The organism is Chromobacterium sp. IRSSSOUMB001, from assembly GCF_023507765.1.
Taxonomy (GTDB): domain Bacteria; phylum Pseudomonadota; class Gammaproteobacteria; order Burkholderiales; family Chromobacteriaceae; genus Chromobacterium; species Chromobacterium haemolyticum.
On record NZ_JALCYU010000001.1, the window covers coordinates 101,248 to 124,508 of the forward strand.

Genomic DNA, 23,261 nt, shown 5'->3' on the forward strand with positions numbered 1-23,261 from the left:
ATCCCGCTGCCAGGAGAGCAACATGAACTATCTGCACCAATTCGTATTCGGCATCTACCCCTACATCGCGCTGGCGGTGTTCCTGCTGGGCAGCCTGATCCGCTTTGACCGCGAGCAATACAGCTGGAAGAGCGAATCCTCGCAGCTGCTGTATCGCGGCCAGTTGCGGCTGGGCAACATCCTGTTCCATCTCGGCATCATCGGCCTGTTCTTCGGCCATTTGGTGGGGCTGCTGACCCCGGTGGCGGTGTGGGACGCGCTGGGCGTCAGCCACAGCTTCAAGCAAGTGTTCGCGATGACGGCCGGCGGCATCATGGGCGGCCTGTGCCTGATTGGCATTCTGATTCTGCTGCACCGCCGCTTCACCTGCGACAGGCTGGCGGCCAACACCACCTGGCGCGACAAGCTGGTGTTGCTGTGGATTCTGGCCACCTTGTTGTTGGGTCTCAGCACCATCGCGGTGTCGGCGCAGCACCTGGACGGCCACGAGATGGTGTTGCTGATGAGCTGGGCTCAGCACATCGTCACCTTGCGCGGCGACGCGGCCTTCTTCATTGTCGACGCCTCGCCGGTGTTCAAGGCGCACTTGTTCATGGGCATGAGCTTGTTCGTGATCTTCCCGTTCACCCGTCTGGTGCACGTGTGGAGCGGCTTCGGCGCAGTGACGTATCTGGGCCGGGCCTGGCAGCTGGTGCGGCCGCGGGGTTGATCCGGCTGGTTTGCCTAGATTCAGCATGAGGTCGCGGCGGGGCATCCTTGGATGCCCCGCTGTTTTTCATGCCGTCCGGCTACATATAAACTCGATAAGTTGTGAAGCGATAACAAGAGCGAACAATTCCTAACAATTCGAAACAGCCGGCTGTCAACCAAACGGTTAAGCTGGGCCATCCGTTTAAATTCAGGAGTTAGCCGCATGAAACGCGCACTTGTCATCTTATCGCTGAGCCTGGCCGGCCTGGCCTCCACCGCCATGGCGGACACCTCCACCATCGTCGGCGGCGCGCTGGGCGGCGCGGCCGGCGCGGCGGTGGGCGAGGCGGTGGGCGGCCGCAACGGCGCCATCATCGGCGGCGCGGTGGGCGGCGCGTCCGGCGCGGCCATCGGCCACGACTACGGCAAGCCGGCGGCGTCGGAACGCCGCGACGACGACGGTCGTCGTTACCGCAAGCACCGTCATCGTCACCACCACGACAAAGGCTATTTCTGCCCGCCGGGACAGGCCAAGAAAGGCCGTTGCTGAGTGTCCCGTCGACCATAGTCATTAGTCACATCGCCGTATTCAGCATGGGCCGGGCTTGATCTATATTGATGGGTGTTGGTTTCCATTGTCATGGAAAATCAAGAGAAACAGTCGATAGAGATCGGAGCCCGCCATGCTGTCCAGGCTATCCCTCGCCAGCAAGCTGCTATTGCTGCTGCTGCCTTTTTCCGCCGCGCTGATTGGCCTCGCCTCGGTGCTGGCCGTCGATCGTTTCCAGACCCTGTCGGAATTGCAACGCTCGGATCGCCTGATCCAGGTGGCGGCGCGTTCCAGCCAGTTGATCCATGATTTGCAGACTGAACGCGGCCTGAGCAACGGCTTTCTCAGCGGTCAGGCCGCCGGCCTGCCGCCGCCCTTGCAACAGGCGCGTTTGGCCAGCGACAAGGACCTGGCCGCCTTCCGCGACGAGGCGGCCAACCACGCCGCCAGCAGCTTGGCAGGCGATCTGTCCGCCGTGAGCAGCCAGTTGGACAGCCTGTCCCGGTTGCGTGCCGATGTGGAGAAACGCGCAATGCCGGCGTTGGAGGCCTTTGCTTCTTATTCCATCCGCATCGATGCCTTGATCGGCTTGATAGCCAAGCTGACGCAGGCCAATAGCGACGGCGATCTGCTGCGCAGCACCGCGGCCTTGCTCAGCCTGCAGTGCGAGAAGGAGTTCGCCGGCCGAGAGCGCGGCTATGTCAACGGCGTGCTCAACGGCGGCGTTTTCGACCAGAAAAGCTTTGCCCAGGCGGTGGGCCTCAAGGCCAAGCAGGACGCCTGCGCCGGACAGCTGAGGCTGATGGCGGACGAAGCGCTGCGCACCCAGGTGGACGCGGTGGAGGGCGGCGAGGAGGCCAAGGCCCTGCAGACACTGCGGGATAAGCTATTGGGCCAAGCTCTGGGCCAGCCGGTCGGCGTGGCGCCGGCGGCGTGGTTTCAGGCGGCGACCCAGCGCATCGGCGCGCTGAAAACGCTGCAGGACAAATTGTTGTCCGATCTGGCAGGTCAGGTAGCGTCCAAAGTATCCCAGGCTCGCGTCGATCTGTGGGTGACGCTGGGCGGTTCCGCTTTGGTGATTCTGGCCTTGGGCGGCCTGGGCTTTTCCATCTACCGCGGCATTCATGCGCCGGTGCAAAGACTGGAGCTGCTGATGACCTCGATGAGCCGGGATTTTGATCTGAGGCCGCGCGCCGATATCCGCGGCCATGATGAAATCGCGCGCATGGGCAAGGCTTTCGACCACTTGGTGGAGGCCTTCGCCCGAACCCTGAACCAAGTCAATCACAACGCCCACAGCCTGGTGGAGGCGGCGCACGCAATGCTGGCGATTTCCCACCGCGCCGCCAAGGCTTCGGAAACCCAGAGCCAGTCGGCCGCCGGCATCGCCGCGGCGGTGGAGGAGATGAGCGCTGGCATCGAGTCGGTCAGCGCCAATACCCGGCTGTCGTTGAACGTGGCGCAGCAGATGCAGAGCAGCGTCAGCGACGGCCGCGAACGCATGCGAAGCACCACCCAGGCGATGAACCAGACCTCGACGGTGTTGGACGACGCCGGCGGCCGGATAGAGTCCTTGCAGCAGAAGTCCGAGGACATCCGCTCCATCATCACCGCCATCCGCGAGATCGCCGACCAGACCAATCTCTTGGCCTTGAATGCGGCGATCGAGGCGGCGCGCGCCGGCGAGATGGGCCGTGGCTTCGCGGTGGTGGCGGACGAGGTACGCAAGCTGGCCGAACGTACCGGCAAGGAGACGCTGGACATCACCTCTTTGATCGAAGACATCCGCGGCGAGACCCAGACCGCCGCTCACCATATGCAGGAGGCGCGTCAGCGCATGGAGTCGGGCCTGGAGCTGGTGGGCCAGACCGTCAACGATCTGGACGAAATTCACCAGGAAGCCAGCGAAGCGGCGGCCAAGAGCCAGGGCACCGCGGCGGCGATGGCGCAGCAGACCGCGGCCAGCGGCGAGGTGGCCAACAATATCAGCGTGATCGCCTCGCTGGCGGAGGAGAACTCCGGCCTGGTGCAGGAGGTGGCGGATTTGTCCGACCGGCTCAACGCTTCGGCCAGCGAGCTGGTGGAGTTGGTGGACAAGTTCAAGCACGCCTGAGAGCCTGATCATAATCTGCTGCGCTGCGTGAGACGCCGCACGGTGAGTACCGCTTCGAAATGCTCATGTACCACTTGTACATTCCGCTTTCTCTGCTGTTTTCGCCTTGTCTCGCTCTTGCTCGCGAGATTTTGAACAGGCTCTGAGAACCGGTTTACGGTCCGCTGCGCTTCGACGCTGCCGCGCAAGCCGCTCTTCAGGTTTCAATTCAGCCGACTGGCCCCTAGTTAGAAGTGACTAGGGGCCTGCGTGCTTTGGTTGGACTGCGAATTTTCGGTCTAGCTAGTAAAATTGAATCAGGAAATATCAGATTGGCGGCGACAGCCGGGCCACTTGGTTGCGACTAAGCGGTATCATTGGCTGCCATGGAGGAACTCATGCTTACCGACCGCTTCGGGCGCTCCATCGAATATCTGCGTCTGTCCGTGACCGACCGTTGCGACCTGCGCTGCAATTACTGCCTGCCCAAAGGCTTCAAAGGCTTCGAGGAGCCAGCCAACTGGCTGACCTTCGACGAAATCGAACGGGTGGTGGCGGCGTTCGCGCGGCTCGGCACCCGGCGGCTGCGGCTGACCGGCGGCGAACCGCTGCTGCGCCGCAATCTGCCGGAGCTGGCGGCGCGCCTGTCCGCGCTGCCCGGCCTCGACGATCTGTCGCTGACCAGCAACGCCACTCAGCTGGCGCGCCACGCTCAGGCGCTGCGCGCCGCGGGGGTGAGCCGCGTCAACGTCAGCCTGGACTCGCTGCGCCGCGACTGCGTGCACGACATCACCGGCAGCGACAGCCTGCCGCGGGTGATGGAAGGCTTGATGGCGGCCAAGGACGCCGGTTTTTCCCCAATCAAGATCAATATGGTGGCGATGAAGGACGTCAACGACGCCGACATCGGCGCCATGGTCGCCTTCTGTATCCAGCATGGCTTCGTGCTGCGGCTGATTGAAGCCATGCCGATGGGCGACACCGGCCGCGCCGCCAGTTATCTGGACTTGCAGCCGGTGCTGCGCCAGTTGCAAACCGAATTCGATCTGGTCGAACAGGCCGCCACCCTGGGCGGCGGTCCGGCCCGCTACTGGAAAACCCGGGACGGCGGTTTCTCGCTGGGCCTGATCACCCCGATATCCCAACACTTCTGCGCCACCTGCAACCGGGTGCGGCTGTCTGTGGACGGCACCTTGTACATGTGCCTGGGCCAGGAGGAAAGTTTCGAACTGCGCCCCTTGCTGCGCGCCGGTATCTCCGATGCCGAACTGGAAGCTGCAATCCGTACCGCGATAGAGCTGAAGCCGGAGCGTCATGAATTTAGCGAGAAGCCGCAAAAGCTGGTGCGCTTCATGTCGATGACCGGTGGCTAGGACAACGGCGATGCGGCTGAACGTGTCCCCGGTGCTGGGTGGCCCGCTGGGGCAGCGGCTCAGCGCCAAGATCATCGGCGTGCTGGCGGTGTTTCTGTTGGTGGCGCTGGGTTCCATCGGCGCCACGCTGTGGCTGTCCTGGCAGCAAGAGGGCGGCGCGGCGGCGATCAACGACGCCGGCAGCCTGCGCATGCGCGTCACTCGGCTGGCGCTGGACTTGCAGCTCAGCGGCCAGGACGGCGCGCGCGCCGACGCCTTGCGTCGCGACATGCTCAATTACGAAGCCATCTTGCAGCGGCTGCGCCGCGGCGACCCCGCGCGCCCGCTGCTGGTGCCCCGCCAGGCCGACATTCAGCAGGCGCTTAGTCAGGTGGAAAGGCAGTGGCGCGAGCAACTGAAACCGGTGCTGCTGAACGCGCTGACGCGGCCCGGCGACAACGCGGCGGAGGCCGCCCGCTTCGCCGAGCGCGTGGCGCTCTACGTGGAGGACATCAACACCTTCGTCAGCGGCATGGAAGCCTACAACGCCCGCAATACAGACTACCTTCGCCTGTTGCAGCTCTTGCTCGCCAGCATGGCGGTGGTGGGCACCGTCGCGCTGATCTATCTGATGCTGCTGATCGTGCTGAGGCCGCTGGACAAGTTGCACCAGGGCATACGCCAGTTGGCTGCAGGCGATTACAGCGTGCGGGTGCCGGTGGAAACCGACGACGAGTTCGGCCAGGTCAGCACCGGCTTCAATCTGATGGCGGCCTGTTTGTCCGAATCCCACGCCACTCTGGAAGAGCGGGTGCGCGGCAAGACCGCCAGCCTGCAGCAGAAAAACCAGGAGCTGGCGCTGCTGTACGAAATCACCTCCTTCTGCAATCAATCCCAGCCGCTGGAAGCGCTGTGCAAGGGTTTTCTGGCCCGGGTGATGCGCGCTTTCGACGCCGACGGTGGCGCTGTGCGTTTGACCGACTACGGCCAGGGCATGGTGTTCGTGGTGGCCGACGACGGCTTGCCGGAGGGACTGCTGCGCGACGAACACTGCTTGAAAGTGGGCGACTGCTTGTGCGGAGAAGCCGCCGCCAAGGCCGAGAGCCGGGTGGAGAACATGCGCGGCCTGCCGGACAAGCAATGCAGCCGTGAAGGCTTCCGCGTAGTCAGCGCCTTTCCGGTGGCGACGCAGAACCGCACGCTGGGCATTTTCAATTTGCATTTTCGCCAGGCGCGTATTCTGCTGCCGCAACAAGTGCGGCAACTGGAGATGTTGGGTCAGCATTTGGCGGTGGCGATCGAAAACCTGAGGCTGGCGGCCAAGGAGCGCGAACTGGCTGTGTTGGAAGAGCGCAACCTGGTGGCCCAGGGCCTGCACGATAGCATCGCGCAAGGTCTGTCTTTCCTGAACTTGCAAACCCAGATCATGCGGCAGGCGCTGGACAGCGGGGATCCGGGGCTGGTGGACGACACGCTGGCCTTGTTCGAGGCCGGGGTCAAGGAAAGCTACGATGATGTGCGCGAACTGCTCAATAATTTCCGCTCCAAGCTGTCGGAGAGCCTGAGTCAGGCGGTAAGCAGCTTGCTGGACAAATTCCGCAAGCAGACTGGCTTGCGGGTGGAACTGCGCTCCACCGGGGCCGGTGCGCCGCTGATGCCGGAGCAGCAGCTGCAAATCCTGTTCATCCTGCAAGAGGCCTTGTCCAATGTGCGCAAGCACGCCGAGGCCAGCCAGGTTACGGTCAGCCTCAGCGACGACGGCGAGGTCTTCGTGCTAAGCGTGCTGGACAATGGCGTCGGCTTCGATCTGGATACGGTGCGGAACAAGGGCGACGGCCATTTCGGCCTGTCCATCATGCAGGAACGCGCGCAACGCGCCGGCTTGCAACTGGACATTGAATCCACCCCGGAGGCGGGCACCCTGGTCAGCCTGCTGCTGCCGCGTGCGCGGCGCATGGCCGCTTGAGCCACTGGCGCGACGGCTAGACAGCTCTCATACTGTCCATATCTGAATTTAAAAACCCCTGGATTCGATGATGTCAGAACAGAGCATACGCATTCTACTGGTGGACGATCACACCTTGTTCCGCAGTGGAATCAAGGCCTTGCTGGCGCGACAAGCCGGCTTCGACGTTGTCGGCGAGGCGGCGGACGGCGCCGAGGGTGTCAAGCTGGCCAAGCAGCTGGACCCGGACGTGGTGCTGCTGGACCTGAACATGCCCGGCATCTCCGGCGTGGAGGCCTTGACCTTGATGCTGCAGGACCAGCCCAAGCGGGCGGTGGTGATGCTGACGGTGTCCGAGGAGGCCGACGACCTGACCGCGGCGCTGAAGGCCGGCGCGCGCGGCTATCTATTGAAAAACATCGACGCGGACTTTCTGACCCAGGCGGTGGCGCGCGCCGCCGCCGGGGAATCGGTAATGAGCGACTCGATGACCGCCAAGTTGATGGCCCAGTTCCGCCACGGCGCGGCGGCGCCGGTGGAACCGGCGGAGCAGGAACTGGACCGGCTGACCCCGCGCGAACGCGAAATCCTCGGCTTTCTGGCTCAGGGCAAGAGCAATAAGGAAATCGCGCGCAGCCTTGACCTGGCGGAGAGCACGGTCAAGATCCATGTGCAGAACATCCTGAAGAAGCTCAGCCTCAGCAGCCGGGTGCAGGCGGCGGTGTTCGCGGTGGAGAACGGGGTGGGGCGCAGCGCTTGAGCGGCTGCACATTCCCCTGGCTCACTGGAGCATGAACAGCTTCTAAGAGCGGCTAACAAAATTCCTGATGCTGAGTTGCGCCGACTTGCCGTACTCAAGTACTGCCTGCGTCGGCGCGCCTTGCCTCAGCCGTAAAACTGATTTTTGTTAGCCGCTCTAAGCGGCGGCCTGCTCAACCCTCCACCAGCCGATAGCCGACTCCGGTCTCGGTGAGGATGTGGCGCGGCATCGCCGGATTGTCTTCCAGCTTTTGGCGCAAATGCCCCATATAGACGCGCAGATACTGGTTGTGCTCCGAGAACGACGGCCCCCATACCGCCAGCAAGAGCTCGCGATGGGTGATCACCTTGCCGGCGCTGCGTATCAAGGTGGACAGCAGCCGGTATTCTATCGGCGTCAGGTGCACCGCCGTCTCCGCCTTGGCCACCAGACGGTTGACCAAGTCCACCTTGATGTCGCCGAACTGAAACACCTGCTGCGCGGCGGCGCTGCCGTGGGTGCGGCGGCGCAGCAGCACGCGGACGCGCGCCAGGCATTCGGCCACGCCGAAGGGCTTGGTCAGGTAGTCGTCGGCGCCTGCGTCCAGCGCGGCTACTTTCTCGGTTTCCTGGGTGCGCGCCGACAGCACCAGGATGGGCAGGTCGGTCCATTCCCGCAGTTGCTTGATGGTGTCCTGGCCGTTCATGTCCGGCAGGCCCAGGTCCAGTATCACCAGGTCCGGCTTGCGGGTGGCCACTTCGATCAGGCCCTGCTTGCCGGTTTCCGCCTCGTGGACGGTCAGGCCTTCCTCTTCCAGCGCCGCGCTCAGAAAGCGGCGGATCGGTTTTTCGTCTTCGATGACGACGATGCTGATCGGTGCGTCTTGCATGATAGGGTTTCGCTCAGGTTTAGGCTCGCGGTTCGGGGCGTTCTTCCGGCAGCGCCGGCGCTTGTCCTGCCGGCAGGCTGAAGCGGAATTCCGCGCCGTGAGGCGAGCGGTTGCGCGCGCTGATGCGGCCGCCGTGGATTTCCACGATGGAGCGGCAGATCGCCAGACCCAGCCCCACGCCGGGGGTGCTGGATTCCGCCGCGCCGCGCGAGAATTTGTCGAAGGCGCGTTCTTCCATATTGGGCGGCAGGCCGGGGCCGTCGTCGCTGACCGACACCACCACCTCCGCGCCCTCGCGCCGCGCCGCCAGTGTGATGTGGCTGCCGGGCGGGGTGTATTTGCCGGCGTTTTCCAGCAGGTTGACCAGCACCCGCTCCAGCAGCACGGCGTCGTACTCCAGCACAGGGAGGTCCGGCGCCAGCTCCAGCGTCAGCTCCCGGCCGCGCAGGCCGCGTTCGGCGGCGCGCAGCGCGCTGCCCACCACCTCGTCCAGCATCTGCCATTCTTTGTTGAGTTTGACGCCGGATTGCAGTCGCGCCATGTCCAGGAGGTTGGTCACCAGCTTGTTCATGCGCAGCGCCTCGTCCTGGATGGCGGCGGCGATCTCGGCGCGCTGGCCGTCGTCCATATTGGACGAGCACAGCCGCTCGGACAGCCCGGCCATGGTGGTCAGCGGTGTGCGCAGATCGTGAGACACCACCGACAGCACGCTGTTGCGCAGCCGCTCGGACTCCATGGCCACGATGGCGTCCTGCGCCACCTCCACGTAATGCACGCGTTCCAGCGCCAGCGCGATCTGGGCGGCGCAGGTTTCCAGCAGCCTTTGCTGCTCCGGCAGGAAGGCCTGGTCGGTGACTTCCGGCAGGAGCGCGATCACGCCGCGGTTGCGCATGGGCGCGCGCAGCGGCACATAAAGCGCGGCGTTGGCGGGCAGGGTGTTGGTGCCCAGGCCAGCCGGCTGCTGATGGTCGTAAACCCATTGCGCGACGCCGATATCGGCATCGCCGCGGCCCTCGCCGGCCGAGCGCAGCTCGTCCCCGCTATTGGGCAGGAACAGGCTGACCTTGGCGGCGAACAGCGGTTCCAGCCGGCTGACGGCGGTATCGACAATCTGCGCGGCGGTCAGCGCGCCGGCCAGTTCGCGCCCCAGGTCGTACAGCGCGCGGGTGCGGCGTTCGCGATAAGTGGAGATATTGGCTTCGAAGCGCAGCCGGGCGGTGAGCTGGCTGATGATGGAGGCCACCAGCAACATCACCACGAAGGTCATCAGATATTGGGTGTCCGACACCGCGAACGACATATGCGGCGGCACGAAGAAGAAATCAAAGGAGGCCACCGACAGCAGCGAGGCCAGCATGCCGGGACCACGGCCGTAGCGCACCGACACCAGCACCACCACCAGCAGGTAGATCATGATGTCGTTGGCCAGCGCCACGTGCGGAATCAGCAGGCCGGCCAGCGCGGTGGTCAGCAGGCAGGCGACGAAGGCGGCGAGGTAGCCGAAGCGCGAGCGCGGGCTGTCCTGATCTTCGAACAACAGGCTGCCGCCGGTTTTGGCGGCGGCGTTGGCGGAGGCGTCTTCCTGCTCATGGGCCACCACGAAGAGATCGACGTCGCTGGAACGGCGGCTCAGTTCGTCGGCCAACGGGCGGCGCCACAGCCGCGACCAGCCGCCGCGCGCGGATTTGCCCAGCACCAGCTTGGACACGTTGCGGCTGCGGGCATAGGCCAGCAGCGTGGGCGCCAACTCGCTGCCGCCCAGCACCGTGGTCTCCGCGCCCAGCTCCTGCGCCAGCTTCAGGCCCTTGAGCACGCGGGCGCGCTGATCCTCGGACAGTTTGCGCTGCTGGGGCGTTTCCACGTAGACGGCGATCCAGTCCGCGTCCAGGCTGGCGGCCAGGCGCTTGGCGCTGCGGATCAGCTTGTCGATGCCGGCGCTGGAGCCGACGCAGACCAGCAGCCGCTCGCGTGCATGCCACACCGGGTTGATGGCCTGGTCGGCGCGGTAGGCGCGCATCTGGGCGTCCACGCGGTCGGCGGTGCGGCGCAGCGCCAGTTCGCGCAGCGCCAGCAAATTGCCCTTGCGGAAGAAGTTCTTCACCGCGCGTTCGGCTTGCTGAGGCAGATAGACCTTGCCGGCGGCCAGGCGGCCCAGCAACTCGTCTGGCGGCAGGTCCACCAGCGCCACTTCGTCGGCGCGGTCGAACACATGGTCGGGCAGGGTTTCGCGCACCACGATGCCGGTGATCTGGCCGACCACGTCGTTCAAGCTTTCCAGGTGCTGGACATTGAGGGTGGTGTAAACGTCGATGCCGGCGGCCAGCAGTTCTTCCACATCCTGCCAGCGTTTGGGGTGGCGAGAGCCGGGCGCGTTGGAGTGGGCGAACTCGTCCATCAGGATCAGCTGGGGCCGGCGTTCCAGCGCCGCGTCCAGATCGAATTCAGCCAGTTCGTGGCCTTTATAAGCGATCTGTCTTGGCGGCAGGACTTCCAGATCGGCCAGTTGTTCCTGCGTTTCCTTGCGGCCGTGGGTTTCCACCACGCCCACCAGCACCGCCGCGCCGTCCTGGCGCTTGGCGCGGGCCGCCGCCAGCATGGCGTAAGTCTTGCCGACGCCGGCGCAGGCGCCGAAGAAAATCTTCAGCCGGCCGCGCTGGGCGTCTAGTTCTTCGCGTTTGAGCTCATCGAGCAGGGCGTCCGGATCGGGACGGGAATCGGTCATATGCGAGCTTTGTTTAGCGCCTGTTTACGATCTGCCGCGCGTCGGCAGGATGGATGGAAAAGGGCGTTGAAATCGTCCTGGAAATGCTCACGTGCCACTTGCGCATTCCGCTTTCTCAGCCGCAACGCCTTGTCTCGCTCTAGCCCGCTAGATCGTAAACACGTTCTTATTCATTCATCGGCGCCGGGGACGAGGCGGAGCAAGCCCCGCTGCGCCCCCGGCGCCGAAGGGCGATCAGGCTTTGGCGGCCTGGTCCAGCGCCAGATTCAATTCCAGCACATTGACGCGCGGCTCGCCAAGCAAGCCGAAGGTTTCGCCTATCACCCGGCTTTCCACCAGCTTGCGCAGCGCGGCCGGCTCCATCTTGCGGGCGGCGGCGACGCGTTCCAACTGGTAGAAAGCCGCGGCGGCGGAAATTTCCGGATCCAGGCCGCTGGCCGAAGCGGTGACCAGGTCCACCGGCACCGGGCCGCTTTGCGCCGGGTGGGCGGCGCGGATGCGCGCCACATTGGCTTTCACCGCGTCCAGCTGCGCCGGGTTGGTAGGGCCTAGGTTAGAGCCGCTGGACCCGCCGGCATTGTACGGCATTGGACCGGTGGCGGATGGACGGCCCCAGAAATATTGCGGGCCGCTGAAGTTCTGGCCTATCAGCCGCGAGCCGACGATCTTGCCGTCGCGCTCGATCAGGCTGCCATTGGCCTGGAACGGAAACAGCGCCTGGGCCGCTCCGGTGGTGAGCAGCGGGTAGGCGAGGCCGGTGATCAGGGTCAGGCCGCCAAACACCACCAGCAGGGGACGTAACAGTTTCATTTGGTTTTTCCTTTCAGTGCTCATACCAGGCCCAGCGCGCCCAGCAGCATGTCGATCAGCTTGATGCCGGCGAAGGGCACCAGCAGCCCGCCCAGGCCATAGATCAGCAGGTTGCCGCGCAGCAGCTCCGCCGCGCTCTTGGCTTGGTATTTGACGCCCTTCAGCGCCAGCGGGATCAGGAACACGATGATGACGGCGTTGAAGATCACCGCCGACATGATGGCCGAGGCCGGGCTGTTCAGGCCCATTACGTTCAGCGCGTTCAATTGCGGGTAAGTGCTGGCGAAAGCGGCGGGAATGATGGCGAAGTACTTCGCCACGTCGTTGGCGATGGAGAAGGTGGTCAGCGAGCCGCGCGTCATCAGCATCTGCTTGCCGATTTCCACGATTTCGATCAGCTTGGTGGGGTTGGAGTCCAGGTCCACCATATTGCCGGCTTCCTTGGCCGCCTGGGTGCCGGTGTTCATCGCCACAGCCACGTCGGCCTGGGCCAGCGCCGGCGCGTCGTTGGTGCCGTCGCCGGTCATCGCCACGAGCTTGCCCTCGGCCTGGTGGCTGCGGATCAGCTTGAGCTTGGCCTCCGGCGTGGCCTCGGCCAGGTAGTCGTCCACGCCGGCTTCGGCGGCGATGGCGGCGGCGGTCAGCGGGTTGTCGCCGGTGATCATCACTGTCTTGATGCCCATCTGGCGCAGCTCGGCGAAGCGCTCCTTGATGCCGCCCTTGACGATGTCCTTCAGCTCAATCACGCCCAAGGCGCGGTTGCCTTCCGCCACCAAGAGCGGAGTGGAGCCGCGACGCGCCACGTCATCGGCGCTCTTGGCCAGCGCGTCCGGAAACTGGCCGCCCTGATCGGCGATATGGCGGCGGATGGCGTCGATGGCGCCCTTGCGGATCTGGCGGCCGTCGTAGTCTATGCCGCTCATACGCGTTTGCGCGGTGAAGGGGATGAATACGGCTTCATGGCTGGCCAGTTCGCGCTGACGCAGATTGAATTGCTTTTTGGCCAGCACCACGATGCTGCGGCCTTCCGGAGTTTCGTCGGCCAGCGAGGCCAGTTGCGCGGCGTCCGCCAGCGCCTGCTCGCTGACGCCGGGAGCCGGGATGAAGGTGGAGGCCTGGCGGTTGCCCAGGGTGATGGTGCCGGTCTTGTCCAACAGCAGCACGTCCACGTCGCCGGCGGCTTCCACCGCGCGGCCGGAGGTGGCGATCACATTGGCGCCCATCATCCGGCTCATGCCGGCCACGCCGATGGCGGACAAGAGGCCGCCGATGGTGGTGGGGATCAGGCAGACCAGCAAGGCCACCAGGGTGGTGATGGTGATCGGCGAGCCGGCTTTGGCCGCTTCCACGCTGAACAGCGAGAAGGGCAGCAGGGTGACGGTGACCACCAGGAACACGATGGTCAGCGCCACCAGCAGGATGGTCAGCGCGATCTCGTTCGGAGTTTTCTGGCGCTTGGCGCCTTCCACCATCGCAATCATGCGGTCGAGGAAGGTTTCGCCCGGGTTGACGGAAATCCGCACCACGATCCAGTCGGACAGCACGCGGGTGCCGCCGGTGACCGAGGAGAAATCTCCGCCGGCCTCGCGGATCACGGGAGCGGATTCGCCGGTGATCGCGGACTCGTCCACCGAGGCCACGCCTTCAATCACCTCGCCGTCCACCGGGATCACGTCGCCGGCTTCCACCAACACATAGTCGCCCTTGCGCAGGCTGCTGCCGTCTATCACGGTCTTGCCGGCGTCGTGGCTGGGGCCGGACAGTTTCTTGGCCACCACGTTTTTCTTGGCGGAGCGCAGGCTGGCCGCCTGGGCCTTGCTGCGGCCCTCGGCCAGCGCTTCGGCGAAGTTGGCGAACAGCACGGTGAACCACAGCCACAGCGCCACCGCCAGGATGAAGCCGGACGGCGCCTCGCCCTGGCCGGCCAGCGACTGAACCCACAGCGCGCTGGTCAAGATGCTGCCGATGTAGACGACGAACATCACCGGATTGCGCCATTGAGTGCGCGGCGATAGTTTTTTGAAGGAGTCGACGATGGCCGGTTTTACCAGGCTGGGGTCCAGCATGGACTTGGCCGCGCTCCGATGGCTCGCTTGAGCGGGCTGGATATTGGAATGGTTGATATTGTTCATTTTCTGCATCCTCCCGTCAGGCTCAGCGACCGTTGATCATCTGCAATTGCTCGACGACCGGGCCTAGCGCCAGCGCGGGAACATAGTTGAGCGCGCCCACCAGCAATACGGTGCCTATCAGCAGCACCACGAACAGCGGGCCGTGAGTGGGCAGGGTGCCGCCGGTGACGGCCAGACGCTTCTTGGCGGCCAGCGATCCGGCGATGGCCAGGATGGGCACAATCATGAAAAAGCGGCCGAAGAACATGGCCACGCCGGTGGCGATGTTGTAGAAAGGCGTGTTGGCGGACAGGCCGGCGAAGGCGCTGCCATTGTTGTTGGCGGCCGATGTGAAGGCGTACAACACCTCGCTGAAGCCGTGGGCGCCGGGGTTGAGGATGCCGGCCTTGCCGGAGGCGGCCAGCACCGCGACGGCGGTCAGCGTCAGCACCAGCACCGGAGTCACCAGAATGGTGATTGCCGTCATCTTCATCTCGTAGGTTTCTATCTTCTTGCCCAGGTATTCCGGCGTGCGGCCCACCATCAGGCCGGCGATGAACACCGCCAGGATGGCGAAGATCAGCATGCCGTACAGGCCGGAACCGACGCCGCCGAACACCACCTCGCCCAATTGCATCAGGAAGGTGGGCACCAGGCCGCCTATGGGGGTCAAGGAATCGTGCATGGCGTTGACCGCGCCGCAGGAGGCGGAGGTGGTCACTGCGATGAACAAGGAGGTGTCGATGACGCCGAAACGGGTTTCCTTGCCTTCCATATTGCCGCCGGCCTGCACATGGCTGGCCTGTTGATCCACGCCCATGGCACTCAACTGCGGCACGCCGGCTAGTTCCGCGCCGGTGGTTGTCGCGACCGCGCAGGCGAACATTACCGTCATCGCGGCGATGATGGCCCAGCCCTGGCGTTGGTCGCCCACCATGCGGCCGAACATGAAGCACAGCGCGGCCGGGATCAGGAAGATGGCCAGGCTTTGCAGGAAGTTGGTCAGGGGGGTGGGGTTTTCGAACGGATGCGCGGAGTTGGCGTTGAAGAAACCGCCGCCATTGGTGCCCAGCAGCTTGATCGCCTCCTGCGAGGCCACCGGCCCCATCGGCAGCGTCTGTTTCTGCGTGCTGGCGTCCACCATCACCGGCTTGCCGTCGGCGCCATTGACCGCATTGCCCTGGGCATCGGTTTTGGGCTGCTGGTAATGGGTGGTCTCCACCATCTGCACGTCTTTATAGGCGGACAGGTTCTGGATCATGCCTTGCTGGCTGAACACCAGCGCGAACACGAAGGACAGCGGCAGCAGCACGTAGAGGGTGAAGCGGGTGACGTCCACCCAGAAGTTGCCGATCTTGGCCGAGCTGTGACGGGCGAAGCCGCGCACCAGCGCCAGCACCACCGCCGCGCCGGTGGCGGCGGACAGGAAGTTCTGCACCGTCAGGCCCAGCATCTGCACCAGATAGCCCATGGTGGACTCGCCGCCATAGCCTTGCCAGTTGGTGTTGGTGATGAAGGAAATCGCGGTGTTGAATGCGGAGTCCGGCGCCACCGCGCCCATGCCCTGCGGGTTGAAAGGCAGCCAGCCCTGCACGCGTTGCAACAGGTACAGCGCCAGTGCGCCCAGCACGTTGAACAGTAGCAAGGCCACCGCGTAGCCGCGCCAGCCCATGTCTTCGTCCTGCTTAACGCCGGCCAGCCGGTAGAAACCGCGCTCCAGCGGCGCGAACAGGCGCAGGGGGCCGACATTGTCGCCCTGCATCACACGGGCGATATAGGCGCCCAGAGGCCAGGCTAGCGCCAGCAGCACCAGCAGGAACAAGCCCAGCTGCAAGGGTGCGGCCGAGCCGATGAAATTGGCGAACATGATTAAAAATTCTCCGGCTTAAGCAGTGCGTAGATCAGATAGCCAAGCAGGCCCAGCGCGATCAGCGCGCTAAGCAGATACCAGACGCTCATTTCTTTTCTCCCAGGTGTTGGCAGCCGACGACAAAGCCGTAGCTCAGCGCGCCAAACAGCAGGACGAGTCCCAGATAGACGGCATCCATCATGAAAATCTCCATTCGAATCAGTAATGAGAAGGTACGCAAGCGCACGTCAAAAACCCGACAAAACCCCATGGTAGCCGATAAAAATCGTATAAAAATGTTTGAAAAACTGGCCTTTATTTCATTTCAAGCCAGATTTGGGCGGGAAAACGAATTTTTTTTATACGCGGGGATAAGTCTAGGGAGCGCACGCGGCCTGCCGCCAGTGGCCTGGCGGGGTGGTAGCGGGAAAAGAGGAAAAACAGTAAAGCTGCGGCGCAGAAGAGATGCAGCGCCGCGGCTTGCAAGCGAGTAGGGCTGCGGCCTGGCGTCAGGCTGGGTCGCTAGCCGTCATGAGGCGGAAATCCGCCGGGCGGGTGTTCAGAACAGGTCGTCGCAGCGGTCGGCCAGGAACCGGGCATCGTCCCGATCATGTGCGCGTTGGCGCACTTTCTGCTGGCGCGACCTCTCAGCATCACTCAACTGAGGCTTTGCAACCGCATAGAGAAAACTCTCGTGCTGGTCTCTAGCCTGCTTTCTGCGAACACTCAGAGGAATACGGGAAGTCATCATCCTTGCACCTCTCGGTCACGTACTTGTGTGAGGCCAGGGCAAACCCTGACCCTTTGACATTGACGCTATTTTGAAGATTTGTAAAGCCCTGCTTGGTTACGGTTAGAAGCAAAAGTTGCGTTTGCTTGCCGTCTCCGCCTTTTCACGCTACCGGCGCGATGTTACCGCAGCATGATTCAGAGGGCGGTTGAAGCAAGTCTTTGAGGCAAATCACTTTTCGAATAATGTTGTTTCAAAACGGTATAAATCGTTATATGAAACTGGCGTAGCATCCCGCTATCGAATGGCGCGGCCAAGGGGGGGTTATGGAGTGGGGGTATGCGATCGCAGGACTGGCGGTGGGCTTCATCGTCGGTTTGACCGGGGTGGGCGGCGGCTCGCTGATGACGCCCATCTTGCTGTGGTTCGGCATCTCTCCGGCCACCGCGGTCGGCACCGATCTGCTGTACGCGGCCTTGACCAAGATGGGCGGCGTGGCGGCGCATCACCGCCAGGGGCATGTCGACTGGCGCATCGCCGCATGGCTGACCGCCGGCAGCGTGCCGGCGGCCTTGCTGGTGCTGGCCGGCCTGTCCTATCTGCAGCTGCCGGAAAAGATGCTGGACACGCTGTTCAAGTTGGTGTTGGGCGTGGCGCTGTTGCTGACCGCCGCCGCCATCCTGGGCAAGCCCTTGCTGCTGCGCTGGCTGGGCGGCCGTGGTGCGGCCAGCCTGTCGTTGGAGCCGCGCATTGGCCTGACCATCGCCACCGGCGTGGCGCTGGGCGCCTTGGTGACGCTGAGTTCCATCGGCGCCGGCGCCCTGGGCACCCTGGCCTTGTTTCTGCTCTATCCGGCCCTGTCGACTTCGCGGCTGGTAGGCACCGAAATCGCTCACGCGGTGCCGCTGACCCTGGTGGCCGGCCTGGGGCATGCCGGGCTGGGCAATGTCGATGTAATGCTGCTGGCCAATTTGCTGGTGGGCTCCCTGCCCGGCATCTGGCTGGGTAGCAAGCTGACGCGGCGGCTGGCGGAACGCTGGCTGCGGCCGACCCTGGCGGTGATGTTGGGGTTGATCGGGGCCAAGCTGGTGTTCTAAACGGCGTGGAATGGATGATAAAGGCGGCTGCGGCCGCCTTTATGCTGGGCGGCGCGCAAAAAAATGCCCTGGTCGGAGAGGCGAGCAGGGCTGAAATGCAAACAACAAAAGGAGAAGCCAAAATTAAGCCTCTCAATATTAGTATTTCGTAATCCTGGTTCCCTTGACCTGAAGCAAGAAAGCCGCGTCCTCCGTCTACAATTGTTTTTCCAGAATGATACGCAGATCGGCAATGCCTGCCGGGTAAGGATCTTCCGCGACGATGCGATAGCCCAGCGCCTGATAAAAGCGCAGATTGGCCGGCATGCTCGCGCGGGTGGCCAACTGGATGCGGATGAGACCTTGTTGTTTCAGGAGGGCTTCGCTGTGCAGCATCAGGCGCTTGCCCAGACCTTGGCCCTGCCAGTCCGGGTGGGTGCACACGCGTTTGCATTCCACCGCGACGGCGTTCAGCGGCGCGGTGATGAGGCAGGCCAAGGGCGTATCCTGCCGGCTGGCGATGTAGACTTGTCCCCCTGCGTCCAGCCGCTGGCGCAGGCTGTCTTCGGTCTCGTCCAGCGCGGTGGGACGGCTGGGCAAACGCGCGACCAGCGGTTGGAAGGCGAGGGCGATCAAGGTCAGTACGGCGGGTAGTTCGTCGGCGCGCGCCGCGCGCAGTTCCAGCGTGTCGAGCGAGTTCATGGCGGTTTCCGCTGCGTTGTCCCGCTACAGCATGCGCGCGGCTTGGCCCATTTGGCAAAAGGCGGGCAAAAAAAAAGACCGCTTGCGCGGTCTTTTGTCGTAGCGTGGTGTGCGGCTTAGAGTTTGCCGGCCACCCAAGCTTGCACGCCGGCCAAGGCCGCCGCCAGGTTTTCCGGCTGGGTGCCGCCGGCCTGAGCCATGTCCGGACGGCCGCCGCCCTTGCCGCCCACTTGCTGGGCGACAAAGTTGACCAGCTCGCCGGCCTTCAGCTTGGCGGTCAGGTCGGCGGTGACGCCGGCCACCAGCGCCACTTTGCCGTCGCCCTTGGCGGCCAGCACGATGGCGGCGGAGCCCAGCTTGTCCTTCAGCTTGTCCAGAGTTTCGCGCAGCGCGGTGTTGTCCGCGCCCGGCAGTTCCACCGCCAGCACCTTGACGCCGTTGACGTCGGCGGCGCCGTCGGCCAGGCTGTCGCCGGCGGAGGAGGCCAGTTGGCCCTTGAGCTTGGCCAGCTCTTTTTCCAGAGTCTTGACGTTGTCCTGCAGGCTGCCGATCTTGGCGGTCACTTCCTCCGGCGTCTGCGCTTTCAGCGCGCCGGCGGCTTCCTTGAGCAGGGCGTCCTGCGCCTGGATGTGGGCGATGGCGCCTTCGCCGGTGACGGCCTCGACGCGGCGCACGCCGGCGGCGACGCCGCTTTCCGCGACGATCTTGAACAGGCCGATGTCGCCGGTGCGTTGCACGTGGGTGCCGCCGCACAGTTCGGCGGAGAAGTCGCCCATGGTCAGCACGCGCACTTCATCGCCGTATTTTTCGCCGAACAGCATCATCGCGCCGGATTTCTGCGCGGCTTCCATGCTCATCACTTCGGCCTTGACCGGCAGGTTGTGGCTGATCACGCGGTTGACCACGCGTTCCAGCTCGGCGATCTGCTCGGCGCTGACCGGTTCTCCGTGGGCAAAGTCGAAGCGGGTGCGTTCCGGGTTGACCAGCGAGCCCTTCTGCGCCACGTGGGCGCCCAGCACGTGGCGCAGCGCCGCGTGCAGGAGGTGGGTGGCGGAGTGGTTGCGGGCGCTGGCGGCGCGCGCGTGCAGGTCGATGGTGGCGGTCACGCTGTCGCCGACGGCCAAGCGGCCGCGGGCCAGCTTGCCCTTGTGGCCGAATACCGCGGCCTGGATCTTCTGGGTGTCGTTGACGTCGAACAGCGCGCCGATGCCGCCTTGCAGCGAAATCTCGCCCACGTCGCCAACCTGGCCGCCGCCTTCGGCGTAGAAGGGGGTGTCGTCCAGCACCACGATGCCTTCTTCGCCGGCTTCCAGCGCGGCGACGGCCTCGGTGCCCTTGAACAGCGCCAATACCTTGGCGTCGGTGCTGGCGGAATCATAGCCGTGGAAGCAGGTGTCGGCGCCGCTGTAGCTGACCTTGCCGGTCATCTTGAAGCTGGAGCCGGCGCGGCCGCGCTCGCGCTGCGCTTCCATCGCGCGCTCGAAGCCTTCCAGGTCGGCGTGGATGTCGCGTTCGCGGCAGATGTCGGCGGTCAGGTCCACCGGGAAGCCGAAGGTGTCGTACAGCTTGAAGATGGTGTCGCCGTCAAGCTCGGTCTTGCCGCCTTCCAGGGCGGAGTCGACCAGCCCCATGCCGATTTCCAGCGTTTCGGCGAACTTGATTTCCTCTGCGCGCAGCGCGTCTTCGATATGCGCCTGCTTTTCGCGCAGTTCCGGATAGGCGTCGCCCATCTCGGCCACCAGATCGGCGACGATCTTGTGGAAGAACAGGCCTTTCTGGCCCAGCTTGTAGCCGTGGCGGATGGCGCGGCGGGCGATGCGGCGCAGCACGTAGCCGCGGCCTTCGTTGGACGGCAGGATGCCGTCGGCGACCATGAAGCAACAGGCGCGGATATGGTCGGCGATCACTTTCAGCGACGGCACCTCCTGGCTGTAGGCCACGCCGGTTTCGCGCGCGGCGGCGCGCACCAGGCAGGCCAGCGCGTCGGTTTCATAGTTGGACTTGACGTGTTGCAGCACGGTGGACAGGCGTTCCAGGCCCATGCCGGTGTCGACCGACGGCTTGGGCAGCGGATGCAGGGTACCGGACTCGTCGCGGTTGAACTGCATGAACACGTTGTTCCAGATTTCCATGAAGCGGTCGCCGTCTTCGTCCGGGCTGCCCGGAGGGCCGCCGGCCACGCTCGGGCCGTGGTCGTAGAAGATCTCGGTGCAGGGGCCGCAGGGGCCGGTGTCGCCCATGGTCCAGAAGTTGTCGGAGGCGTACGGCGCGCCCTTGTTGTCGCCGATGCGGATGATCTTGTCGGCCGGCAGGCCCACGCTCTTGTGCCAGATGTCGTAGGCTTCGTCGTCGGAGGCGTAGACGGTGACCAGCAGCTTGTCCTTGGGCAGGTTCAGCCACTGTTCGCCGGTTAGGAATTCCCAGGCGAAGGTGATGGCGTCTTGCTTGAAGTAGTCGCCGAAGCTGAAATTGCCCAGCATTTCAAAGAAGGTGTGGTGACGCGCGGTGTAACCGACGTTTTCCAGGTCGTTGTGCTTGCCGCCGGCGCGCAGGCATTTCTGGCTGGTGGTGGCGCGGGTGTAATCGCGCTTTTCAAAGCCCAGGAACACGTCCTTGAACTGAACCATGCCGGCGACGGTGAACATCAGCGTGGGGTCGTTGCCGGGAATCAGGCTGCTGGAAGGCACCACCTGATGGTTTTTGCCGGCAAAGAAATCCAGGAATTTCTGGCGAATTTCAGAGGTTTTCATGTTTGATTTCGTAAGATTGCGAATTCTGGGCCGCTTTGGGGGCTCAAGCCCAGAGCGGCGCGGACAGCTGATTGTGTCAAGCCGCGCCCGCGCTGGCAAGGGTTTCGGCGCGGCGCTTGAGCGCTTGGTTCATCAATTCGAAACCTTTGCGGGCATCGGCCAGCAAGGCCTGACCGAACAAGGGCAGCAAGAGGCCGCTGAAAGTTTCGTCGTGATGCAGTCGGGTGCCGCCGTTTTCCAGCGCTTCCAGACGGAAACTGTGGCGGCCGTCCAGCAGGCCGGGCAGCAGCGCTCGCCCCAGCCACGCCAGTTCGTCCGCCGTTTGCAAGACCTCCAGCCGCGGGCGGAAGGTCAGTCGCGGCCGGCCGGGCGGATGGATGCTGACCACCAGCCGGGAGCCTGTCTGCTGGCGACCGTGCAGGCCGACGATGAAGGGGTTCCACTCCGGATAGGCGGCCCAGTCGCACAGCACGCGCCAGACCGCGGACGGTGCGGCGTTTATGTCGATCTGGGTGGCGATGCTGCGCGTTTGCATGCTTAGTCCTCGTCGGCGGGAAAGTCGTCGTCGTCGACGCCGCTGAGCACCTTGCCGATCACCGACATCGGGAAGCCGCGTCCGGCCAGAAAGCGGATCTGGCGCGCGCGCTCCTGCGGCGTGTCCGGCATGCGGCCGAACTTCTTCCGCCATTGCGCCTGGGCGGCGGCCAGGTCGTCGCGGCCTTGCAACGCGTCGCGGATCAGCTCGGCGTCCACGCCGCGCTGGCGCATTTCCTGCTGCAGCCGGCGGCTGCCGTAGCGTTGCCCCTTGCTGTCGGCGAACTGTTGGGCGAAACGTTGATCGGACTGCCAGCTGCGTTCGGCCAGCTCGTCCAGCAGCGCGGTCAGTTGTTCCGGGCTTTCCGCAAACGGAGCGAGCCGCCGCTCCAGCTCCCGCCGCGTGTATTCGCGGCGGGACAGGAGGTCGACGGCTCGCGCCCTCAGGCTTTTTTCCATTCGGGAAATCAGGCGTCGAGCGCGTCGTCCGCGAACTCTTCGTCCGGCTGGCCTTCGGTGATTTCCACTTTGATGCCCACTGCGTCGCGGATCTTGCGTTCCACTTCGGCGGCGATTTCCGGGTTGGACTTCAGCCACTCGCGGGTGTTGTCCTTGCCCTGGCCGATCTTCTGGCCGTTGTAGGCGTACCAGGCGCCGGACTTGTCGATGAAGCCGTGCTTGACGCCCAGCTCGATGATTTCGCCCTGGCGGGAGATACCCTCGCCGTACAGGATTTCGAAATCGGCCTGGCGGAACGGCGGCGATACTTTGTTCTTCACCACTTTGACGCGGGTGTCGTTGCCGATCACTTCCTCGCCCTTCTTGATGCCGCCGGTGCGGCGGATGTCCAGGCGCACGGAGGCGTAGAACTTCAGCGCGTTGCCGCCGGTGGTGGTTTCCGGGTTGCCGAACATCACGCCGATCTTCATGCGGATCTGGTTGATGAAGATCACCAGGGTGTTGGTGCGCTTGATGTTGCCGGTCAGCTTGCGCAGCGCCTGGCTCATCAGGCGGGCTTGCAGGCCGACGTGGCTGTCGCCCATCTCGCCTTCGATTTCCGCCTTCGGCACCAGCGCGGCCACCGAGTCGATCACGATCAGATCGACGCCGCTGGAGCGCACCAGCATGTCGCAGATTTCCAGCGCCTGTTCGCCGGTGTCCGGCTGCGAGATCAGCAGGTCGTCGACCTTGACGCCCAGCTTCTGCGCATATTGCGGGTCCAGCGCGTTTTCCGCGTCGATGTAGGCGCAGGTGCCGCCCAGTTTTTGCATCTCGGCCACCGCTTGCAGACACAGGGTGGTTTTACCGGACGACTCCGGGCCGTAGATTTCCACGACGCGGCCGCGCGGCAGGCCGCCGACGCCAAGCGCCAAGTCCAGACTCAGCGAGCCGGTGGAGACCACCTGCAGGTTTTCGTTGATCTGGTTGTCGCTCATGCGCATGATCGAACCCTTGCCAAATTGCTTTTCAATCTGGGCAAGGGCCGCGGCCAACGCTTTGCTCTTGTCTTCGGATGCCATGCTGTCTCCAGTGTGGGGCGCTAAACGAAATGAATGGTCGGCCAGCGGCGGCAAGCGTCCTGTTGGCGGAAAAACCCGATGCCGGACAGGGGTTTGCGGGGCGCGGGCGGGGAAGGCCCGCCGCGCTTGCGTTTGCTGCGCCGATAGCCGAAAAGATGGCGTCGATTATCTCATAAAGCCTTGGCCAACGGCAGGGCCGC

The 23,261-nt window shown here is 64.3% G+C and carries 19 protein-coding genes; 8 read left to right on the top strand and 11 right to left on the bottom strand.

All coding sequences use genetic code 11. The annotated features are described in order from the left end of the window. Positions 1-22 precede the first annotated feature (22 nt). From narI to MOV80_RS00485, 6 genes are all read left to right on the top strand, one after another. Positions 23-709, top strand: a complete 687-nt coding sequence (gene narI, locus MOV80_RS00460; protein ID WP_019102299.1) for a respiratory nitrate reductase subunit gamma — start codon at positions 23-25, stop codon at positions 707-709. 204 nt (positions 710-913) lie between these two features. After that, positions 914-1,240: a glycine zipper domain-containing protein gene (locus MOV80_RS00465; protein WP_043593726.1), complete on the top strand. Its 327-nt coding sequence runs from the start codon at positions 914-916 to the stop codon at positions 1,238-1,240. Positions 1,241-1,373: 133 nt separating this feature from the next. Then, positions 1,374-3,353: a methyl-accepting chemotaxis protein gene (locus tag MOV80_RS00470; protein ID WP_249604754.1), complete on the top strand. Its 1,980-nt coding sequence runs from the start codon at positions 1,374-1,376 to the stop codon at positions 3,351-3,353. Positions 3,354-3,730: 377 nt separating this feature from the next. After that, positions 3,731-4,705 carry a GTP 3',8-cyclase MoaA gene (gene moaA / locus MOV80_RS00475; RefSeq protein ID WP_043593722.1) on the top strand — a complete coding sequence of 325 codons (975 nt, stop codon included), beginning with the start codon at positions 3,731-3,733 and terminating at the stop codon, positions 4,703-4,705. A 10-nt stretch (positions 4,706-4,715) separates the two neighbouring features. Next, positions 4,716-6,650 (top strand): type IV pili methyl-accepting chemotaxis transducer N-terminal domain-containing protein, encoded by a 1,935-nt coding sequence (locus tag MOV80_RS00480; RefSeq protein WP_019102867.1) that lies wholly within the window; start codon positions 4,716-4,718, stop codon positions 6,648-6,650. A gap of 70 nt (positions 6,651-6,720) precedes the next feature. After that, entirely contained in the window at positions 6,721-7,389 is a 669-nt protein-coding gene (locus MOV80_RS00485) for a response regulator (protein ID WP_019102868.1), read from the top strand. Between the two features lie 172 nt (positions 7,390-7,561). Here MOV80_RS00485 and kdpE read toward each other — a convergent pair whose 3' ends face one another. The 6 genes from kdpE to kdpF form a co-directional block, all read right to left on the bottom strand. After that, entirely contained in the window at positions 7,562-8,257 is a 696-nt protein-coding gene (gene kdpE, locus MOV80_RS00490) for a two-component system response regulator KdpE (RefSeq protein ID WP_019103750.1), read from the bottom strand. Positions 8,258-8,276: 19 nt separating this feature from the next. Then, entirely contained in the window at positions 8,277-10,979 is a 2,703-nt protein-coding gene (locus tag MOV80_RS00495; protein WP_118266792.1) for a sensor histidine kinase KdpD, read from the bottom strand. 234 nt (positions 10,980-11,213) lie between these two features. Continuing rightward, on the bottom strand, positions 11,214-11,789 hold the full coding sequence (kdpC, locus tag MOV80_RS00500) for a potassium-transporting ATPase subunit KdpC (protein ID WP_043591748.1): 576 nt from the start codon (positions 11,787-11,789) through the stop codon (positions 11,214-11,216). Between the two features lie 20 nt (positions 11,790-11,809). Continuing rightward, entirely contained in the window at positions 11,810-13,855 is a 2,046-nt protein-coding gene (gene kdpB, locus MOV80_RS00505; RefSeq protein WP_039756279.1) for a potassium-transporting ATPase subunit KdpB, read from the bottom strand. Between the two features lie 88 nt (positions 13,856-13,943). Further along, on the bottom strand, positions 13,944-15,767 hold the full coding sequence (gene kdpA, locus MOV80_RS00510) for a potassium-transporting ATPase subunit KdpA (protein WP_043591747.1): 1,824 nt from the start codon (positions 15,765-15,767) through the stop codon (positions 13,944-13,946). Between the two features lie 2 nt (positions 15,768-15,769). Next, positions 15,770-15,859: a K(+)-transporting ATPase subunit F gene (gene kdpF, locus MOV80_RS00515; protein WP_019103745.1), complete on the bottom strand. Its 90-nt coding sequence runs from the start codon at positions 15,857-15,859 to the stop codon at positions 15,770-15,772. A gap of 90 nt (positions 15,860-15,949) precedes the next feature. Between kdpF and MOV80_RS00520 the strand changes: the two genes are divergently transcribed. After that, a complete protein-coding gene (locus tag MOV80_RS00520; protein ID WP_157222189.1) occupies positions 15,950-16,243 on the top strand; it encodes a hypothetical protein in 294 nt (97 codons plus the stop codon). Positions 16,244-16,805: 562 nt separating this feature from the next. Continuing rightward, complete coding sequence (locus MOV80_RS00525; protein ID WP_039753886.1) at positions 16,806-17,576, top strand: sulfite exporter TauE/SafE family protein; 771 nt, start codon at positions 16,806-16,808, stop codon at positions 17,574-17,576. 195 nt (positions 17,577-17,771) lie between these two features. Here the strand turns inward: MOV80_RS00525 and MOV80_RS00530 are convergent, their stop codons facing one another. The 5 genes from MOV80_RS00530 to recA all read right to left on the bottom strand — a co-directional run bounded on the left by MOV80_RS00530 (position 17,772) and on the right by recA (position 23,061). Next, entirely contained in the window at positions 17,772-18,257 is a 486-nt protein-coding gene (locus tag MOV80_RS00530; RefSeq protein WP_019100541.1) for a GNAT family N-acetyltransferase, read from the bottom strand. A gap of 116 nt (positions 18,258-18,373) precedes the next feature. Next, positions 18,374-21,007, bottom strand: coding sequence for an alanine--tRNA ligase (gene alaS, locus MOV80_RS00535; protein WP_019100542.1), 2,634 nt, complete (start codon positions 21,005-21,007; stop codon positions 18,374-18,376). Between the two features lie 76 nt (positions 21,008-21,083). After that, entirely contained in the window at positions 21,084-21,542 is a 459-nt protein-coding gene (locus MOV80_RS00540; protein WP_043591741.1) for an SRPBCC domain-containing protein, read from the bottom strand. A gap of 2 nt (positions 21,543-21,544) precedes the next feature. After that, on the bottom strand, positions 21,545-22,000 hold the full coding sequence (gene recX, locus MOV80_RS00545; protein ID WP_118266797.1) for a recombination regulator RecX: 456 nt from the start codon (positions 21,998-22,000) through the stop codon (positions 21,545-21,547). Positions 22,001-22,008: 8 nt separating this feature from the next. Further along, positions 22,009-23,061 (bottom strand): recombinase RecA, encoded by a 1,053-nt coding sequence (gene recA / locus MOV80_RS00550; RefSeq protein ID WP_043591738.1) that lies wholly within the window; start codon positions 23,059-23,061, stop codon positions 22,009-22,011. Positions 23,062-23,261 lie beyond the last annotated feature (200 nt).

Excerpts from the sequence above, each read along its gene's own strand:
- MOV80_RS00465 (WP_043593726.1), top strand. The coding sequence starts at position 914 with ATGAAACGCGCACTTGTCATCTTATCGCTGAGCCTGGCCGGCCTGGCC.
- MOV80_RS00485 (WP_019102868.1), top strand. The coding sequence starts at position 6,721 with ATGTCAGAACAGAGCATACGCATTCTACTGGTGGACGATCACACCTTG.
- kdpE (WP_019103750.1), bottom strand. The coding sequence starts at position 8,257 with ATGCAAGACGCACCGATCAGCATCGTCGTCATCGAAGACGAAAAACCG.
- MOV80_RS00495 (WP_118266792.1), bottom strand. The coding sequence starts at position 10,979 with ATGACCGATTCCCGTCCCGATCCGGACGCCCTGCTCGATGAGCTCAAA.
- recX (WP_118266797.1), bottom strand. The coding sequence starts at position 22,000 with ATGGAAAAAAGCCTGAGGGCGCGAGCCGTCGACCTCCTGTCCCGCCGC.
- narI (WP_019102299.1), top strand. The coding sequence starts at position 23 with ATGAACTATCTGCACCAATTCGTATTCGGCATCTACCCCTACATCGCG.
- kdpC (WP_043591748.1), bottom strand. The coding sequence starts at position 11,789 with ATGAAACTGTTACGTCCCCTGCTGGTGGTGTTTGGCGGCCTGACCCTG.
- kdpA (WP_043591747.1), bottom strand. The coding sequence starts at position 15,767 with ATGTTCGCCAATTTCATCGGCTCGGCCGCACCCTTGCAGCTGGGCTTG.
- alaS (WP_019100542.1), bottom strand. The coding sequence starts at position 21,007 with ATGAAAACCTCTGAAATTCGCCAGAAATTCCTGGATTTCTTTGCCGGC.
- MOV80_RS00525 (WP_039753886.1), top strand. The coding sequence starts at position 16,806 with ATGGAGTGGGGGTATGCGATCGCAGGACTGGCGGTGGGCTTCATCGTC.
- kdpB (WP_039756279.1), bottom strand. The coding sequence starts at position 13,855 with ATGCTGGACCCCAGCCTGGTAAAACCGGCCATCGTCGACTCCTTCAAA.
- MOV80_RS00520 (WP_157222189.1), top strand. The coding sequence starts at position 15,950 with ATGAAAATCTCCATTCGAATCAGTAATGAGAAGGTACGCAAGCGCACG.
- MOV80_RS00470 (WP_249604754.1), top strand. The coding sequence starts at position 1,374 with ATGCTGTCCAGGCTATCCCTCGCCAGCAAGCTGCTATTGCTGCTGCTG.
- MOV80_RS00530 (WP_019100541.1), bottom strand. The coding sequence starts at position 18,257 with ATGAACTCGCTCGACACGCTGGAACTGCGCGCGGCGCGCGCCGACGAA.
- recA (WP_043591738.1), bottom strand. The coding sequence starts at position 23,061 with ATGGCATCCGAAGACAAGAGCAAAGCGTTGGCCGCGGCCCTTGCCCAG.
- MOV80_RS00480 (WP_019102867.1), top strand. The coding sequence starts at position 4,716 with ATGCGGCTGAACGTGTCCCCGGTGCTGGGTGGCCCGCTGGGGCAGCGG.
- MOV80_RS00540 (WP_043591741.1), bottom strand. The coding sequence starts at position 21,542 with ATGCAAACGCGCAGCATCGCCACCCAGATCGACATAAACGCCGCACCG.
- kdpF (WP_019103745.1), bottom strand. The coding sequence starts at position 15,859 with ATGAGCGTCTGGTATCTGCTTAGCGCGCTGATCGCGCTGGGCCTGCTT.
- moaA (WP_043593722.1), top strand. The coding sequence starts at position 3,731 with ATGCTTACCGACCGCTTCGGGCGCTCCATCGAATATCTGCGTCTGTCC.